Annotated in this window: 12 protein-coding genes and 1 pseudogene; 12 read left to right on the forward strand and 1 reads right to left on the reverse strand. The window is 68.7% G+C overall.

Going from position 1 to position 16446, the window contains the following annotated elements; genetic code table 11:
• Positions 1-468: 468 nt before the first annotated feature.
• From AB0M87_RS32400 to AB0M87_RS32455, 12 genes and pseudogenes are all read left to right on the forward strand, one after another.
• Positions 469-1005, forward strand: a complete 537-nt coding sequence (locus AB0M87_RS32400; protein WP_365859367.1) for a hypothetical protein — start codon at positions 469-471, stop codon at positions 1003-1005.
• A gap of 55 nt (positions 1006-1060) precedes the next feature.
• Positions 1061-3703 carry a Helicase associated domain protein gene (locus tag AB0M87_RS32405; RefSeq protein ID WP_365859369.1) on the forward strand — a complete coding sequence of 881 codons (2643 nt, stop codon included), beginning with the start codon at positions 1061-1063 and terminating at the stop codon, positions 3701-3703.
• A gap of 193 nt (positions 3704-3896) precedes the next feature.
• A complete protein-coding gene (locus tag AB0M87_RS32410; RefSeq protein WP_365859371.1) occupies positions 3897-4595 on the forward strand; it encodes a TnsA-like heteromeric transposase endonuclease subunit in 699 nt (232 codons plus the stop codon).
• 80 nt (positions 4596-4675) lie between these two features.
• The gene (locus AB0M87_RS32415; RefSeq protein ID WP_365859373.1) at positions 4676-6424 is read left to right on the forward strand and encodes a hypothetical protein; all 1749 of its coding nucleotides are present in this window, start codon (positions 4676-4678) and stop codon (positions 6422-6424) included.
• Positions 6421-6804, forward strand: coding sequence for a hypothetical protein (locus AB0M87_RS32420; protein ID WP_365859374.1), 384 nt, complete (start codon positions 6421-6423; stop codon positions 6802-6804). The genes AB0M87_RS32415 and AB0M87_RS32420 overlap by 4 nt, the downstream gene beginning before the upstream one ends.
• Positions 6798-7817 (forward strand): ATP-binding protein, encoded by a 1020-nt coding sequence (locus AB0M87_RS32425; protein WP_365859376.1) that lies wholly within the window; start codon positions 6798-6800, stop codon positions 7815-7817. The genes AB0M87_RS32420 and AB0M87_RS32425 overlap by 7 nt, the downstream gene beginning before the upstream one ends.
• Positions 7818-7923: 106 nt before the next feature.
• A pseudogene (locus AB0M87_RS32430) lies at positions 7924-8310 on the forward strand (helicase); the annotation flags it as partial.
• 115 nt (positions 8311-8425) lie between these two features.
• Positions 8426-10858 carry a helicase associated domain-containing protein gene (locus tag AB0M87_RS32435; protein WP_365859378.1) on the forward strand — a complete coding sequence of 811 codons (2433 nt, stop codon included), beginning with the start codon at positions 8426-8428 and terminating at the stop codon, positions 10856-10858.
• A gap of 121 nt (positions 10859-10979) precedes the next feature.
• Positions 10980-11921, forward strand: a complete 942-nt coding sequence (locus AB0M87_RS32440) for an ABC-three component system protein (protein WP_365859379.1) — start codon at positions 10980-10982, stop codon at positions 11919-11921.
• Positions 11918-12184 carry an ABC-three component system middle component 6 gene (locus AB0M87_RS32445; RefSeq protein WP_362728593.1) on the forward strand — a complete coding sequence of 89 codons (267 nt, stop codon included), beginning with the start codon at positions 11918-11920 and terminating at the stop codon, positions 12182-12184. The genes AB0M87_RS32440 and AB0M87_RS32445 overlap by 4 nt, the downstream gene beginning before the upstream one ends.
• On the forward strand, positions 12174-13910 hold the full coding sequence (locus AB0M87_RS32450; protein ID WP_365859382.1) for an ABC-three component system protein: 1737 nt from the start codon (positions 12174-12176) through the stop codon (positions 13908-13910). The genes AB0M87_RS32445 and AB0M87_RS32450 overlap by 11 nt, the downstream gene beginning before the upstream one ends.
• A gap of 35 nt (positions 13911-13945) precedes the next feature.
• Positions 13946-14803: a hypothetical protein gene (locus AB0M87_RS32455; protein ID WP_365859384.1), complete on the forward strand. Its 858-nt coding sequence runs from the start codon at positions 13946-13948 to the stop codon at positions 14801-14803.
• Between the two features lie 512 nt (positions 14804-15315).
• On the opposite strand, the gene AB0M87_RS32460 is transcribed toward AB0M87_RS32455, so the two are convergent.
• Positions 15316-15708 (reverse strand): hypothetical protein, encoded by a 393-nt coding sequence (locus tag AB0M87_RS32460; protein ID WP_365859386.1) that lies wholly within the window; start codon positions 15706-15708, stop codon positions 15316-15318.
• Positions 15709-16446 lie beyond the last annotated feature (738 nt).

The following is a 16446-nucleotide window of genomic DNA, read 5'->3' on the forward strand; positions in this document are numbered from 1 at the left end:
CCGGTGGTTGCGCTCCCGCTCCGCGTCCGCGGAGCACCTCGCTGCGCGAGGTGCCGACCACCCGGGCTTCGCCCGGGTGGTGACGGCCCGTCCGCTGCGCTCCCGGACCGGGCCTTGCTGCGCAAGTCCTGACCGGTCCTCCGCTTCGCTCCATACCGGGTTGGGCCGGTCCGCTGCGCTCCCCCGCCCAACGGCCCCTCCGGCTCCGCCTCCAGGGCCACCGGCCCGCTGGCGCGGGCCAAGCTAGCTACGGGGAGGGGGGCGCTCGTTCGTGTGGCTTCCAACGTAGTGAGTGCATCAGAATGATTCAGCATGTAGATTTGGTGGAAACACGAGGGATGCTGAGGTGGTGTCATAGTGATCGATCGGAAAATACCGGCAGGCATCACGCGCAGGGCACAATACTTCATCCGAGCCCACGGTCATTGGGCTGGCCGTACTGACATCGAGCAGTACAGAGCCAAGTGGATGGAGCACGGCGTCCCCAAGGCACAGATCGACCGGGTGTCCGCCTACGAGGCGGTCTGGGGTGGCCTCGTGCTTCCTCCTTCTCCCCACTATGACGGTGGGCCTCGGACTCTCAGCGGAGACGTACCTGAAGGGCCTGACCCGGACTGGCACTTCAGCGCCGGCCAGCAGCGCACTGCCCTCCCCTACGCCTTCATGGTCGGACCCAGCGGAGAGTTCGGGCTCCATGCCAGCACTTGGGCCCCCCTGCACGCCAGCATCGAAGGGTGGGTGGAAGCACTGGCACTGGCCGACCATGCCCGCAGGTGCGCGCGCAGCACCACCACGTTGACAGGTGAAGAGGTGGACGGCCTTGACCTCGACAGCTTCGATGCCGTCCCCGAGGTGGCCGGGATCGCGGACACCTGGTGGCGCGGCACCGACTCGCTCATCGCCATCTACCGCGGCGAAGCCGAAGTCATGCACGCACCCCCATGCCGGACCGCCACGATCTACGCCGGACTCGACGCCTGGGGGCTCAGAGGACTCGACACATAGACAGACCCAGATGACCTCACCGCCGAAACCGACCTCACAAGAAAAGGGACCCGATATGTCGAGAGTCTCGCTCAGGGAACATCAAGTCGACCAGAAGTCGGCGTTCAGAAAATGGGTGGGATTTTTTGCAAGGTCATCCGTGCCCGCGCAGGGTGCCCGGGGCACGATCGTGTCAGCGACCGGCTCGGGTAAGACGATCACGGCCGCAGCGTGCGCGCTGGAGGCGTTCGCGGACGGCCGGATCCTCGTCACCGTGCCAACCCTGGACCTGCTCGCGCAGACCGCCCAGGCGTGGCGGCTGGTGGGGCACCGGGCCCCGATGGTCGCGGTGTGCTCGCTGGAGAACGACGCGGTGCTGAACGAGCTGGGCGTGCGCACCACTACGAACCCGATCCAACTCGCCCTCTGGGCCGGAACCGGGCCGGTCGTCGTGCTCGCCACGTACGCCTCTCTCGTGGACCGCGAGGACATCACCGCATCGATGGGCCAGCGGAAGGTTCGCGGGCCGCTGGAGGCCGCTCTGGCGGGCGGAGAGCGCCTCTACGGGCAGCAGATGGACCCGTTCGATCTCGCCATCGTGGATGAGGCCCACGGAACCGCTGGTGATCTTGGCCGTCCGTGGGCGGCGATCCACGACAACAGCCGGATCCCGGCGGACTTCCGCCTCTACCTGACCGCGACCCCGCGCATCCTCGCCGCGGCCCGCCCGCAGAAGGGCGCGGACGGCCAGGAGGCGGAGATCGCGACCATGGCCGACGACCCGGAGGGCACCTACGGTGCGTGGCTCGCGGAGCTCGGTCTGAGCGAGGCCATCGAGCGCGAAATCCTTGCCGGATTCGAGATCGACGTGCTGGAGATCCGCGATCCCACGCCGGTTCTCGGGGAATCGGAGGAGGCGCAGCGGGGCCGGCGCCTGGCCCTGTTGCAGACCGCGCTCCTGGAGCACGCAGCCGCGTACAACCTCCGTACGGTCATGACGTTCCACCAGAAGGTCGAAGAGGCCCGCGCGTTCGCTGACAAGCTCCCCGAGACGGCCGCGGAGCTGTACCTCAACGACGCCTCCGATGAGGACCTGGCGAAGGCGGACAAGCTCCCGGCGTCGTCGATCGACGCGGAGTTCTACGAGCTGGAGGTCGGCCGTCACGTACCGCCGGACCGTGTGTGGTCGGCGTGGCTGTGCGGGGACCACCTCGTAGCCGAGCGGCGCGAGGTCCTGCGGCAGTTCGCCAACGGCATCGACGCGGCCGGGCGCCGGGTCCACCGCGCCTCGGTTCGCGTGCTCGGGGAAGGCGTCGACATCACCGGCGAGCGGGGCGTCGACTCGATCTGCTTCGCGGACACCCGCGGCTCGCAGGTGGAAATCGTGCAGAACATCGGCCGGGCGCTGCGGCTCAACAAGGACAGCTCCACCAAGGTCGCCAGAATCATCGTGCCGGTGTTCCTGGAGCCGAACGAGGACCCCACCGACATGGTCGCCAGCGCCAGCTTCCGCCCCCTGGTAGCCGTCCTCCAGGGCCTCCGCTCGCATGATGAGCGACTTGTTGAGCAGCTCGCTTCCCGTGCGCTCACGAGCGGCAAGCGCAAGGTCCACGTCCGGCGGGATGATGAGGGGCAGATCGTCGGGGCTGGCGGCACGGGCGACGGCCAGGACCAGGAGGACGACGACACCCAGGCCGCCGCCGAAGATGCCCTCCTCCACTTCTCCAGCCCACGCGACGCGGCGACCATCGCGGCGTTCCTGCGGACCCGGGTCTACCGGCCGGAATCGCTGGTGTGGCTGGAGGGCTACCAGGCCCTGATCCGCTGGCGAGCGGAGAACGAGATCACCGGAGTGCACGCCGTGCCCTACGACGCCGAGGTCGAAGTGGGGGTCACGAAGTCGTTTCCGCTGGGTAGATGGGTACATCAACAGCGCAAGGCGCTGCGGGCCGGGGAGCTGGAAGAGCGGCGCAAAACCCTCCTGGACGCGCCGGAGGCCGGAATGGTCTGGGAGCCGGGCGAGGAAGCATGGGAGAACAAGCTCGCCATGCTCCGCTCCTACCGGCGGACCATGGGACACCTCGCGCCCCGTCAGGACGCGGTGTGGGGCGAGGGCGAAGCGATGGTGCCGATCGGGCAGCACCTCGCCAACCTCCGACGCAAGGGCGGCCTTGGCAAGGACCCGGACCGGGCTGAGGAGCGCGCGCAGCAGCTGGCGGCGGTCGATGAGGACTGGGACTGCGCGTGGCCGCTGGACTGGCAGCGGCACTACCGCGTCCTCGCCGACCTCGTCGACGCCGACGGCCACCTGCCGGCCATCGAACCAGGTGTCGTCTTCGAGGGCGACGACATCGGACGGTGGCTACAGCGGCAGAAGAACCCGGGCACCTGGGCACACCTGTCGACCGAGCAGCAGGAACGACTGACCAAGCTGGGCGTGGAACCCGCCGAACGACCCGCCCCCGTCCCAGCAGCCGAGGGCGCTGGGAAGACGTCAGCCTTCCAGCGCGGTCTGGCAGCCCTGGCTCAGTACATTGCGCGGGAAGGAAGAACTGTTGTCGCAAGAGCGCACGTTGAAGAGCTGCCGGACGGTTCGCTGGTCAGGCTGGGTGTGTTTCTGAGTAACCACAAGGCCAGACGTGACCGCCTGGATGCTCAGCAGCGAGCAGCCTTCGTCGAGCTCGGCTACGCCTGGGCCGCAGATCCCGAACACGGCTGACGGCGGTCGCGCGCCCGCGTGGTCGCGGATGCCCGGGTAAAGCCGGCGGAGGGGCCTGCGGCTGGCGCGGCCGGTTGGCTTGTTATGCCCATTACCGGATGAGCTGATAAGCGTTTGGCCCTGTGTGCGAAGCGTGGAGTGGGATGCGACAGGAGCGGGGCGGGTCGATGTCGGGGCCGTGGACGTGCGGTTCATGGCTGCGGGGGGCACGACGGAGTGTTCGCCGTGGTCCGCGGCGGCCGCCGAAGTGCCCTTCGAGCAGTGTCCGCCCCTGAAGCCCTTTCCTGTCCGCAAGGGCAAGCGCATGGCGCCGGGATGGTGGTGGTCGGCGACCACCGGACGGCTGGTGCACTACGGGTCCGGGGCGATGCGGCTGCATGTGATGCTGCTCGACCACGACCCACGCGTGACGTATCTGGCCAGCCAGCCACTGGAACTGCGATGGCGGGAGCGGGAGCGGGACGAGGTGCGTACGCATGTCCCGCAGATGATGCTCCGGCTCGCTGACGGCCAGGGGGTCTTGGCGGACTGCATCGCCGGCGAGGAGCTTTCGCAACGGCAGCGGTCCCTGGCAGCGATGCTCGGCGAAGTGTGTGCTGCGGTGGGCTGGCGGTACTGGGTGCTGGGGCCGGTCGATCCGGTGTACCGGCGCAACGTGGCCTGGCTGGCCGGGTACCGGCATCCGCGGTACCACGGGGGACAGCAGGTGGCGGCGGCGTTGCGGGAGTCGTTCGCCGGGCGTACGCCGCTGTGGGAGGGCGTGCGCGGGACCGCCGGGGATCCGATGGTGGTCCTTCCTGCGCTGTTCCATGCGCTGTGGGCGGGGCGGCTGTCTGCGGATCTGGGCGCTCCGATGCATGAGCGGATGCCGGTGTGGGCGCGGTCGGCGTGATGAGGGCAGGAGGCCGGGGGGTTGTCGGGCCGGTGGTCGAGGTGGGGTCGCGGGTGCGTTTCGAGGGCCGGACCTGGACGGTGGCTGCCCTTGTTGGCGGGCAGGTGCGGCTGACCGCGGAGAACGGTGAGATGGCAGCGCTGCTGCTGTCGCTGTTGTTCGCCGGCGAGGGCTTCGAGGTTGTGGATGGGCCCGCCGCTCGCCGGGTGGCGCCGCTGGGCCTGCTGGATTCGTTGCCTGCGACGGTGCGGGAGCGAGTGCTGGCCTGGGAGGGGCACGTGCGGGAGGTAGAGACGGGGCACCCGGGCGGATCCGGTGAGGTCGGCCCTGCGCGGGCCGAGTACGACCCGGAGGTGCGGACGCTGGCGCAGCGGGAGGAGGCGAAGGCGGCGGAGCTTTCGGCGGCGGGGATGCCCACCAGCGCGGTGACGGTGCGGCGGATGCGGGCCCGCTACCGCGACGGCGGGGTGTGGGGACTGGTGGATCAGCGGACCGTGCGGCCCCGGTCGGCGCTGGGGCGTGCGGACGAGCGGGTGGTGGCCGCGCTGCGGGAGGTGCTGGAGGCCGGGCAGGAACGCTCCAGCGGAACGCTGGGGCGGCTTCGGATGTACACCGAGCGGCTGCTGGCCGAGCGGTACGGCCCGGGGGCGGTGGCGCTGCCGTCGCCTGCGACGTTCAACCGGCTGGTGCACGCTCTGGGCGACGGGCGCGGGCTGCTGGGCAGTGCGCGACAACGCCGCTGGCGCTCGGCGCGGCCGGCTCCTCCGTTCGTGCCGACGACGGTGATGGCGCCGGGTGAGCTGGTGATGATGGACAGCACCGTGCTGGATGTCTTCGTGGTGCTGGACGACGGGGTGGTGGAGCGGCCCGAGCTGACCATCGCGCTGGATGTGGCGACCCGCAGTATCTGCGCTGCTGTGCTGCGGCCGAAGGGGACCCGCAGTGTGGACGCGGCGCAGTTGCTGGCGCAGATGATGGTTCCCGCGCCGATGCGGCCCGACTGGCCCGAGGCGCTGGCCATGGAACGCTCGGTAATCCCGTACGAGCGGCTGCAGAGCGTGGACGCCCGTCTGGAAGGGGCCGCGGCGCGGCCGGTCATCACCCCGCAGACCGTCGTGGTAGATCAGGGCAAGGTGTTCGTCTCGTCCTCGTTCATCGCCGCCTGCGGATCGCTGGGCATTTCCCTGCAGCCGGCGCCGCCGGGCAACGGGCCGGCCAAAGGGCAGGTGGAGCGCACGTTCTCCTCGATCAACACGCTGTTCGCCCAGCACGTCGCCGGCTACACGGGCTCGCACACCGGCGAACGCGGCCGGGACACCGAAGGCGAGGCGGTGTGGACGCTCGCACAGCTGGACGACCTGCTGCAGGAGTGGATCGTCTGCGGGTGGCAGGAGCGCGAGCACGACGGGCTGCGGCACCCGATGATGCCCCGCCGCGCCCTGTCGCCGAACGAGATGTGGGCGGCGCTGGTCGCCGTGTGCGGGTACGTCCCGGTACCGCTGGGGCGCGAGGACTACATCGAGCTGATGCCGTCAGACGGCAGAAGATCAACGACTACGGCATCCGCATCGACTACCGCACCTACGACCACAAGGTCCTCAACCCTTACCGAGGCGAGTCCTCGCCCGCGGCGGACGGGCTGTGGGAGATCCACTACAACCCGCACGCCCCCGGCAAGGTCTGGGTGCGTCTGCCGGATGCTGGCCTGCCGCAGGGATACCGCTGGGAGGCGGTGCCCTGGATCCACCGCACCTTGGTCACCGCCCCGTTCACCGACTTCACCTGGCAGCACGTCAGGCGCACCGTCGCCCAGCGCGGCAGCCGTGTGAGCCACGAACACGACCTGGCCCTCGCCCTGCGCGAACTGCTGGAACGCGCCGCCGCCGGACACGGCACCCGCCGGGAGAAGATCGTCGCCGCCCGGGCCCGCGCCGGTGCCGCCGCGGACGAGGACGGCGCAGTATGGGGGATCCTGTACGGCCAGCAGCCGCCGGCCGGGGTGCTCGAACCTGATGGTGAGGACCTCTTCGCCGATGACGGCGAAGACAAGGAGGCTTGCGCCGGCGACGGTGGCGTGGGCATCGGGCCGACTGACGGCGCGCTGCTGAGCGGCCCTTCGGCCGGCCTGGCACAGGAAGCGGATACGCCTGCGCCTGTGCCTCCCCGGGTCACGGTCTACGACCCCGTCGAGGAGTCCCTGCGATGGTGAGCCTGTCCCCGAACGACACCGCCGGATTCGCCCCGCTGGCCCCTCCGACCGTATGGCAGGGCTGGGACGCCTTCGTCCACCGGGCACCGGCCCCCGCCCGGGATGCCGCCGACCCGGTCTGGTCGCAGACGGAGCGCGAGGACTACCACTCCGAACTCGCCGTCATGCGTACCCCGGCCATGGACAATGTCTTCACCGCCGTACGCCGGCTGCTGCTGGTCAACCGCCGCCAGCAGGCCGGCGCCCGCCGCGGTCTGATCATCTCCGGCCCGGCCACCACGGGGAAGACCACCACGATGATGGCGCTCGGGCGGTCCTTCCAGCTGGCCGACGCCCGCCAACACCCAGGACAGGCCGCGCGCAGGCCTGTGCTGTTCATCAGCGTGCCGCCGGCCGCCACCCCGAAGATGCTCGTCAGCGAGTTCGCCCGGTTCCTCAACATGCCCATCACCGACCGCCTCAACCAGACCCAGATCACCGGCGCCGTGTGCGACCTGCTGAGCGAGCTGGGCACCCAGCTGGTCCTCGTCGACGACGTCCACCTCCTGGACACCCAGCGGCGCGCCGGCGCGGAAACCTCCGACCAGCTGAAGTACCTCGGCGAACGCATCCCGGCCACCTTCGTGTACTCCGCGATCGACATCGAAACCTCCTCACTGCTCAGCGGAGTGCGCGGGGCCCAGATCGCCGGCCGGTTCAAGCTCTTCAGGCACCGGCCGCTGGCGTACGCGACCGAGCAGGACCGGGCCATCTGGAACGACCTCGTGCAGGCCATGGAGAACCTGCTGCGGCTGTGCGCACACCGGACCGGAACCCTGGTCAAGCACTCCGCCTACCTCCACGCCCGCACCGCGGGCCGGATCGGCAGCCTCTCCCACCTCATCCGTGAAGCCGCCCTGATCGCGATCACGGAAGGCACCGAGCGGATCACCAAGCAGCTGCTCGCCGAAGTCGAACTCGACGCGGCCGCCGAAGCCCAGGCCAGGCCGTCCCGGCCCGCACGGCGCACGTAGGGCATCTGCAATGGCGCACCGGTCCAGCACGCCCGCACCCCCACGCCTGCCCCGGAACAGACGAGCGGGGCGCGAACGGGCGGCATCCGGCAGCATCGTGCCCGCCATGGGCGGCGGCGCGGCAGGACGCATCGCCGCGCTGAACGGGGAGCTGACGCTGTCGTTCCTTACCAGGATCGCCGCCCGGTACCACCTCGGGATCCGTGACGTGCTCGCCGCCGTCACCGACGTCGGCGGCCTGCAGAACCTCACCGGGATGCTGTACCCGGACAGCGAGATCCACCTCAACGCACAGGCCCGCGACCGGGTCGCCGCACTCTGCCATGTTCCGCAGCACGTGCTTGAGCAGGCGCTGCCCGCATGGACGCGGGAAGAGCCGAGCGGAAAGTACGGGATGGGCCCGGTCGGGCGGCTGATGCGCGGTGAGGAGGTCGTCGCCGCATGGGGGCCGGCCTGCCCCGCATGCACCGCCGCCCGTACCGGACGAGAGGTGCCCGCCCGCCGGTACCTGGCACCCGAGCAGCGCGTCTGCGCACGCCACCGGTACTGGCTCCTGGTACCTGCCCCACACCGGCGGGCTGACCGTCCCCCTCGGCCGGTGCCCGGAAGTGATCGAAGCCCAGCGGGGGCATGCCGGGTTGCTGCACCGCTCCCCCATCGGGGCGCAGGCGTTCGAGGTCGCTCGTGCCGTCACCAACTCCTGGTGGGAGCAGCCCTGGCCCCGCCAGGAACACGCCTGGCCGGCGCGCCTCGATGCCACACGCCCGGACGGCGCCGACCCCGGCTGGTGGAAGGTGGCGGCACGCGACCTGATCACCTATCCCGAGACCGTCGCCCTCGCCCGTCTGCTGGCCAGCCGCCCTCTGCAGCAACGCGCTGTCGCCGAATCGGGCGGCCATCTCCCCTACCGTCTTGGTGAGCTACCCGCTCTTCTGACCGAGGTCGCCCATGAGCTGCAGCGGTCGTGGCTCGTCCACCGCCTCGCCGCCGTCACCCACGGACCGCTGTTCACCTGGGCCCACTCCTGCGTACTAACCCGCGCCGACCCGATACCCGCGGCGCAGCAGAAGCTGTGGAAGGTGCATTCATCGCACCGGCCCCGCCCCCTCAGCGACCTCCTGCCCCCACCGGAATCACGCACCGACAGCGGCCAACCAGAACCACGGCCGGTCAAACGGCTTCGCGGCCACAGCCTCCAAGCCGAACGTGCCTTCGAGAGAAGCCTTGCGCACGCCCACGCCTACCACCAGCAGTTCGGGCACCTGGCCGTCCCCAAGGAAGACTCCTTAGGCGATTACCCGCTGGGCGCATGGCTGTCCAACCTGCGCACCCGCCACACCCGCGTGCCCGCCCACCAAGCCGCTGCCCTCCACGCGCTGTACCGGTGGTGGAACGCGCCCTGGAGCACGCTGTGGCAGCGCACCTGGCACCAAGCCCGCGATCACTCCGAAGCCCACGGCCCGCTCGAGCCGGCCCGCGGCTTCCCCACCACCGGCTACAGCCTGGGCGAATGGCTATACCTGCAGTGCACCCGCTACCCCACCCTCCACCCCGAACAACAACGCCTCCTCACCCAGATCGGCATCGACGCCGCCGCGGCGGACGCCGCCCGGCCCAGACGACGCAACATGAGGGCCGGCGCCGAAGAGGCCCTCGCGCACGCCCGCTCCTACGCCGCCGAACACGGCAGCCTGGCCTCCGTGACCTCGGCAACCGTCCACGACGGTTTCCGCCTGGGACAGTGGCTCGCCAACCAACGCAACTATCAGCGCACCGGCCACCGGCCCCTGCCCGCCGGCCGCGCCCAGGCCCTCACCGCCATCGACCCCTGGTGGTGCCCGCCCTGGCACCTGAGGTGGCAGCGTCACTACTACCGCTCCCGCGACGCCGCGGCCGGCCGCCGCCTCCAGGCCGAGAACGGCTTCAATGCCCTCGACGACGCCGGTGCCGCCGACTGGCTGTGGCGCCAGTGCGCCACGTACGACGAGCTTCGCCCCGAACAGCAGCAACTCCTCACCGACATCGGCATCACTGCCGATGTGGCACGCAGCGCCCGGGAACACGCACGGACGACACCACCGAGACCGGCTGCCGCCCCGGCTCCGCAGACAGACAAGCCCAGCCCGGCCGGAAGGGGTGCGGATCCTGCCGCTTCCACCCATCGACGCCGCACACGGCGTGCCGCCGAACCCAAGCGTCCCCGCGAGCCCCGCAGCCGCCTCGGGCACCGCCCCGACCTGATGCCGGGCTTCGAAACAGCCCTGGCACACGCCCGCGCCTACGCAGCCGAACACGGGCACCTCGCAGCCCCCCGCGACACCCGGCACGACGGGTATCCGCTGGGGTGGTGGCTGTTCAGCCAGCGCAACCGGGCCAAACAACGCGCCCGCGACCGTCTGCCGCCCTCACCCCACCTGACCGAGCTCACCGCGATCGACCTCTGGTGGAACCCGCCCTGGAAAACCGAGTGGCAGCGCAACTACTACCGCGCCCGCAACCACATCGAAGCAGGCGAACCGTACGACCCCGTCGCCCGCATCCCCGCACCGAGCACCGTCCTGGGCAGCTGGACCACCCGCGCCTGCCTGACCTACCACCAGCTCCACCCCGACCAGCAGCACCTGCTGAACGCCATCGGCATCACCGCCCAGACAGCCGGACAGTGGCCGCCCAGTCCCCGGCCCCGGCCCCACGCCGAAGCCCTCCACCACGCCCGCACCTGGGCAATCGAACACGGCCACCTCTGTCCGCCGATCAAAACCGTCCGCAACGGCTTCCCCCTTGGCAAGTGGCTCGACAGCCAACGCCAACTCGCGAAGAAACGGGCCAGCCCCTCCCCCACCCAGCGGATGCTCGCCATGATCGACCCCTGGTGGAACCCGCCCTGGCCCATCCTGTGGCAACGCACCTACCAGCAGGCACGAGCCGACCACCGCCACCCCACAACCCGCCACTGGCTCCAAAACCAGCAACGCGGCTGGCTCCTCCTCCACCCCCACCAACAACACCTCCTGGTCAGCATTGGCATGACGCCGACCTGACCATCCATCGCTCATCTCCCTTTACAGCGATGGGAGATGCGCCCCGATACGTGCGTGTACACAACCTTCCGCGCTTGATCGCGCACAGCTACGATGGCGTTCTTTGCGGTGAGGGGGACGGGTGAAGTTCGAGCAGCGAATGTACGCCCGTCTCAAGTTCCTCGATCTGATGGCAGACCTCTACGAATCTGCGTTCGAGGACTTCTTCCACCGGGTCATGGTCACGCGCCACCCGAATTTCCTAGATGTCCGGACCCACGGCAAGCTCGGCGATCAAGGTGCGGACGGGCTCACCCTCCACAGTCGCAAGCTCTACGCCTGCTACGCCCCGCAGACGGGAGGCGCCTCCGCCGTCAAGACGAAGTTCACCAAGGACCTGGCCAGCGCCGTGAGACAGCGCGATGGACAGTTCGACACCTTCGTCTTCGTCCATAACGACCGGCGAGGGATCCACCCTCAGGTCGCGACCATGCTCTCTACCGCAGACTCTGACCACCCGGCCCTGGATTTCGAGCAGATGGGCACCCGCCACATATGGCAGGAGTGCATGGGCCTCGACCTAGCCCTCGCCGAAGACGTTCTGGGCTGCGAGATCCCGGTCAAACCCACCGTGTATGGAATGGGCATGGACGACCTGGCACCGCTGCTACAGCATCTCAAGGAACTGCGGGCCGAGGCCGATCCGCTCATGGAACTGCCCCAGGTGCGCGAAGAGAAGCTCGACTTCAACCAACTCCGGGGCGAGTCGGGTGACGCGCTGCTGCGCGGCATCCGGCACACCCCTCTGGTGGAGGCCTTCTACGCCGGGGGCATCCGGACTCTGGAACACGACGAGGTCGCACGCGGATTCCGTATTTTCTACGAACAGGTGCGCCAGGAGTATCGGGACCCCGACGACGTGCTGTGGCAGCTGGAGATGTACGTCCTAGGTAATGAGCGCCAGCGGCCCCAGGTGCACCGGGCGGCATGGGTTGTCCTGGCGCACTTCTTCTTCCGCTGCGACATCTTCGAGGCACCTCCCAGCGACTGGAGCCCGGCAGGGCTGGTGAGTACGCAGCCATGATCACACCCACCAAAGGGATCGCACCGGACCGCTGCCTGCTCGCGGTAGGCGCCCAAGTCCTCCTTCAGCTGGACGAGCCGCGGACTGTGAGCCAGACCTGGGCGCGGCTGAAGGCCTGGCGTCGGGAGCACCACCACTACTCCCCGGTATCGTTCGGCTGGTTCGTCCTGTCCCTGGACGTCCTGTACGGGATCGGTGCGGTCGAACTGCACGACGACCTCCTTGTCGTTAGGAATGCAGATGCTGCGTCGCTTGAGCGCTGACGATTCCCGGTTCAAGGAGATCGCCTTCCAAGGCGGCCTGAACCTGCTGCTCGCCGACAAGACCGAAGCCTCCACGTCCACCGACAGCCGTAACAGCGCCGGCAAGTCCAGCATGGTCGAGCTCGTCCACTTCCTGCTCGGCGCGAGTGGGAGCACCCGCAACCCGTTCACCAAGCGGGCGCTGCGATCAATCACCTTCGGCCTGGACCTGGACTGGCCAGACGTGACCGAGACGCTGGAGGTACGACGCAGCGGCGCACGGCCAGCGTTCGTCAACCTCCAACCCGACGTGACCGCACCCGACCCGGACTCCCTGTTCGCCCTCGAGACGCAAGGCCAGGCCGAGGTCCCCATCGAGCAGTGGAACCATCTGATCGAGCACAGGCTGTTCGGACTGCGTGGCGACCACCCCGGCGTCAGCGGCCGGACCTTGCTCTCCTATCTCGCGCGCCGGGTCTCGGCCCACGGCTTCAACGAAGCCGGACGCACCTTCTCCCGCCAGCCCGCCGCCGATGCCACCACCAACCTGGCCTACCTGCTCGGCCTGGACTGGCAGCTGGCTGACGGATACCGGCAGCTCGCCGCCCGCGATGCCACTCGCAAACAGCTCCGCAAGGCTGTCAACGACCCCGTTTGGGGACAGATCGTCGGTTCCACCGCGGACCTGCGTGGCCAGATCGCGCTGGCCGAGGCCCAGGTCGAACGCCTGCAGGGCCAGGTCGCCGCTTTCCAGGTCGTACCCGAGTACGAGCACCTCAAGGACCAGGCCGACGAGCTCAGTCGCCGTATCAAACAGCTTTCCCAGGACGATGTCATCGAGCAGTACAACCTCGACGAACTGCAACAGGCAGTCATCGAGACAGCCGACGTCGACACCCAGTACCTCCAGCCCGCCTACCGTGAGCTCGGCATCGTTCTCAGTGACCAGATCCGCCGCAGGTTCCAGGAGGTCGAGGCCTTCCATCACTCCATCGTGCGCAACCGGCGCCGCTTCCTGGAGGAAGAGATCAGCGAGCTCACCGCACGGCTCGCCGAGCGCCGTACTGAGCGCGCCCGCTTGGGTGAGGAACAGGCACAACTGCTGCGCCAGCTCGACGAAGGCGGCGCTCTGGAAGCGCTGACGTCCCTCCAGCAGGCCCTCGCCCGCGAGCAAGCGGCCCTGGGAGCCCTGCGCCACCGCTACGACGCAGCCCAGACCCTGGAGTCCAGCTCCCGCCAGATCACCGCCAAACGCATCCAGCTTCAACAGGCCGTCGAGACCGATCTCGACGAACGCGAACAGCAGACCCGCGAAGCCACCCTGCTGTTCTCCCGTTTCGCCCAGGCCCTCTACGGGCCCCGCGAGGCCTTCCTGGCCATCCAGGCCGGACGCGAGAGCCTGACGATCACCCCGCGCATCGACAGCGACAACAGCCGCGGCATCGGCAACATGGTCATCTTCTGCTTCGACCTCACCCTTGCTGTCCTCGCCCACCGACACGGACGCGGCCCAGACTTCCTCATCCACGACAGCCACCTCTACGACGGCGTCGACGACCGGCAACTCAGAGCCGCCCTGCAACTCGCCGCAGACGTCACCCGCGAAGAGACCATGCAGTACATCGCCACCCTCAACACCGACGACCTCGCCAAAGCAACCCGCCTGGGCTTCAACGCCGAGCCGTACACCCTCGAAACCGTCCTGACCGACTCCCCCACTGGCGGACTCTTCGGCTTCCGCTACTGACCTCTTCCACGCACTTACGCCCAGCGTCACCTTCGGTGCACAAGCAACTCCCTTGGCGCCCGCGCACGCCCCGGAGGTACTCCTTTTGGGGCCTCACCATCGTCACGGAGGAAGAGCAGATGCCTGGTCTTGGATGGGAGGACTGGACAGTCGCGAAAGTGGATCCGAACCGTCTGCCGGCCGACTGGGGCTGGAAGGTCACACGCCCCTCAGGCCGTGGCTTCGACGACGACCCCGCCGACTACGCCGCCGCCCTGCGGGACCGCCGCAGCATCCTCATCGAGGAAACACCCGACGTGCCGCTGCGGCGCCGCAAGCAGCCATGGCACCGCGCGGCACCACATGCATCAGGTGCCAACTACTTGCCCTTCGCGACCGAGATTCCGTTCGGGCTGTGGATCGTCAGTCTCGTCCCGAACGACGACGAGGAACGCTCCGGACGAACGTGGGGCCAAAGAATTTGGTTCCGAGTACCGGCCTGGTGGGCGCTGGGTCCTCAAGGACGAACAACGGCAGCACTGCTCACCCGACTGGAAAAGCTGACGTGGGACGAAGTCCTCACCCTGCGCCGCTCCTACAACAAGGCGTGGCCGACCGATCGCGAAGATCCAGCGTGGTACGAGGCCCAGGACCTCGCCAGGACCACCGACCGAGCCACGCTGAAGAACGCGCTGATCAAGCACACAGAAGCAGCACTGGGCCGAGCAGCCCGCATCCATGGCAAGCGCGTACGGAACTTTTCAGACGAACAGAAAACTGTGTGCTTCGCCGCCACGGCCCTCGCCCTCGAAGACCTCTCTCCCAGCCTCGCTCACCGCCTCCTCAGTCCGCTCCGTATCGCACTCGGCGACGTCCACAGCCACCCCGTCCCCACATGGGCCGACAGCCTGTGACCCGCCCCCGTACTGGCCAGCCGAACAGCGTGCCAAGACCGGCGCTCGCTGCGCTGGCGAAGTAGACCGCCCGGCCTGACCGACGCGACGTGGCTACCGAGGGCGCTCCACCACTGCTGTTACGTGGGGGTCGTGTCCGGCAGGTCTACCTCAGGGGCCGGGCGGTTCGGGGTAGAACTGGCGGCGGTCCGGTCCGTCACCGCGACGCCGTGCGGACCGAACCCGGCCATCACTGCCTTAGCTCCAGTCCTGGCTTTCGGGCGGGGAGTAGTTCGGTTGCCGTCGGCCAGAGCTTCTGCCCGGCAGAGGCCAGGTTCCAGACTGAGTGCCGTCCTGCCATGCCGTTCGTCTCCGCCGGCCCCAGTTCCGCCGACTTCTTCCTGCCCTGCGCACGCACGACCGCCGTCTGCATCCTCCGCCGCGATCACCTGAGCCATCCGCCGCACGCAGCTCTCCGCACGCACCAGCATCGGATCGGCACACCTGCCCTTCAGGCTCGCCGGTTCCCGGCATCAGTACCTGGCCGACGGACCCTCGGTCTCATCGTCATCGGGCTTCTGTCGTCCCTCCACCAGCTGATCGATCTCCTGGGGAACCCAGTACAGCGCGTTCAGAACCAGACCCCATGCCCGGTCCCGCAGCTCCTCCGGCACCTCGTTCTCAATCTTCTCCACAAGACTGTCGATCTTGGAGTGGACGTCATCCTCGGTTCCCGTGGTCGGTGCGGTTGCCACTGCCCACACCAGTCGGCCCGCCCCGGCCGCCGCTCGGCCTATGCTCCCGAGCACCGATCCCACATCCATCTGCGCTCCGTACCTTGCCAGTTGGTGTACTGCCACAGCGAGAACTGCCTCAGTTTGCGGGGCGAGCCTAGCCGTGATTCCAACGGCCTCGAGGTACATCACGACGTTGACCGCAGCCCCGGTCCGCTCCGCGACTGAACTCCACGAGGCATGGACACCGCCCCGTACAGAGCCAACATCAACACCACAACCAGCGCATGGGAACACTCAACGAAACTGATCACCACTCGGGCAAACTGACCACAGCTGACCAACGCTCACTCGACCTGACCAAGTGGCAGCTCAGCACGCAGCCCACGCGCTCATCTCCCCTGCCACCCAGCCGTCGCGCCCAGGGCTTGAAGCGCTACCACTACCAGAAACCAAACTGATCAGCCCAGGCCAAACCACGACCTACTGACCAGAAAAACCGCCCCTGGACATCAACGCCCTCCGGGAGCTCGGCATGGACTGGGCGTAGAGCCGGAGGTCAGCCGCAACTGCCTGCGGCTACGCCGCTCAGCCAGGGGCTCCGTCAGCGCCGCAACACGACGTGGCAGCTGGAACTCGCGGCGTATGTGCTGCGCCATGCCCCAGTGCGTGCTTGCCGGGGGTGTTCGCGTGCTGCACGGTGGGCGGTCAGCATGCCGGAGACACGATGCAGAGCAGAGGGAAAACCGTACAACCCGGTTGCCGCCCTACTGGTCTGTCTTGTGCAACCCGGCACGGGCATCCCAGGCACACAGAGTGAGGCGCAGTGTCCAAGGTTGAGCTTGTTCCGCTTTGACGGACACCATTGGTGTGGTGGTCAGGCTGCGAGTGCGGTCTCGTACTCAGCTGGGCTGAGGTAGCCGAGGCTGC

This window comes from Streptomyces sp. NPDC051320, from assembly GCF_040682175.1.
Taxonomy (GTDB): domain Bacteria; phylum Actinomycetota; class Actinomycetes; order Streptomycetales; family Streptomycetaceae; genus Streptomyces.

What these genes read in the sequence shown, in the direction of transcription:
- AB0M87_RS32400 (WP_365859367.1), top strand. Translation starts at nt 469, where the DNA reads ATGGAGCACGGCGTCCCCAAGGCACAGATCGACCGGGTGTCCGCCTAC.
- AB0M87_RS32405 (WP_365859369.1), top strand. Translation starts at nt 1,061, where the DNA reads ATGTCGAGAGTCTCGCTCAGGGAACATCAAGTCGACCAGAAGTCGGCG.
- AB0M87_RS32410 (WP_365859371.1), top strand. Translation starts at nt 3,897, where the DNA reads ATGGCTGCGGGGGGCACGACGGAGTGTTCGCCGTGGTCCGCGGCGGCC.
- AB0M87_RS32425 (WP_365859376.1), top strand. Translation starts at nt 6,798, where the DNA reads ATGGTGAGCCTGTCCCCGAACGACACCGCCGGATTCGCCCCGCTGGCC.
- AB0M87_RS32445 (WP_362728593.1), top strand. Translation starts at nt 11,918, where the DNA reads ATGATCACACCCACCAAAGGGATCGCACCGGACCGCTGCCTGCTCGCG.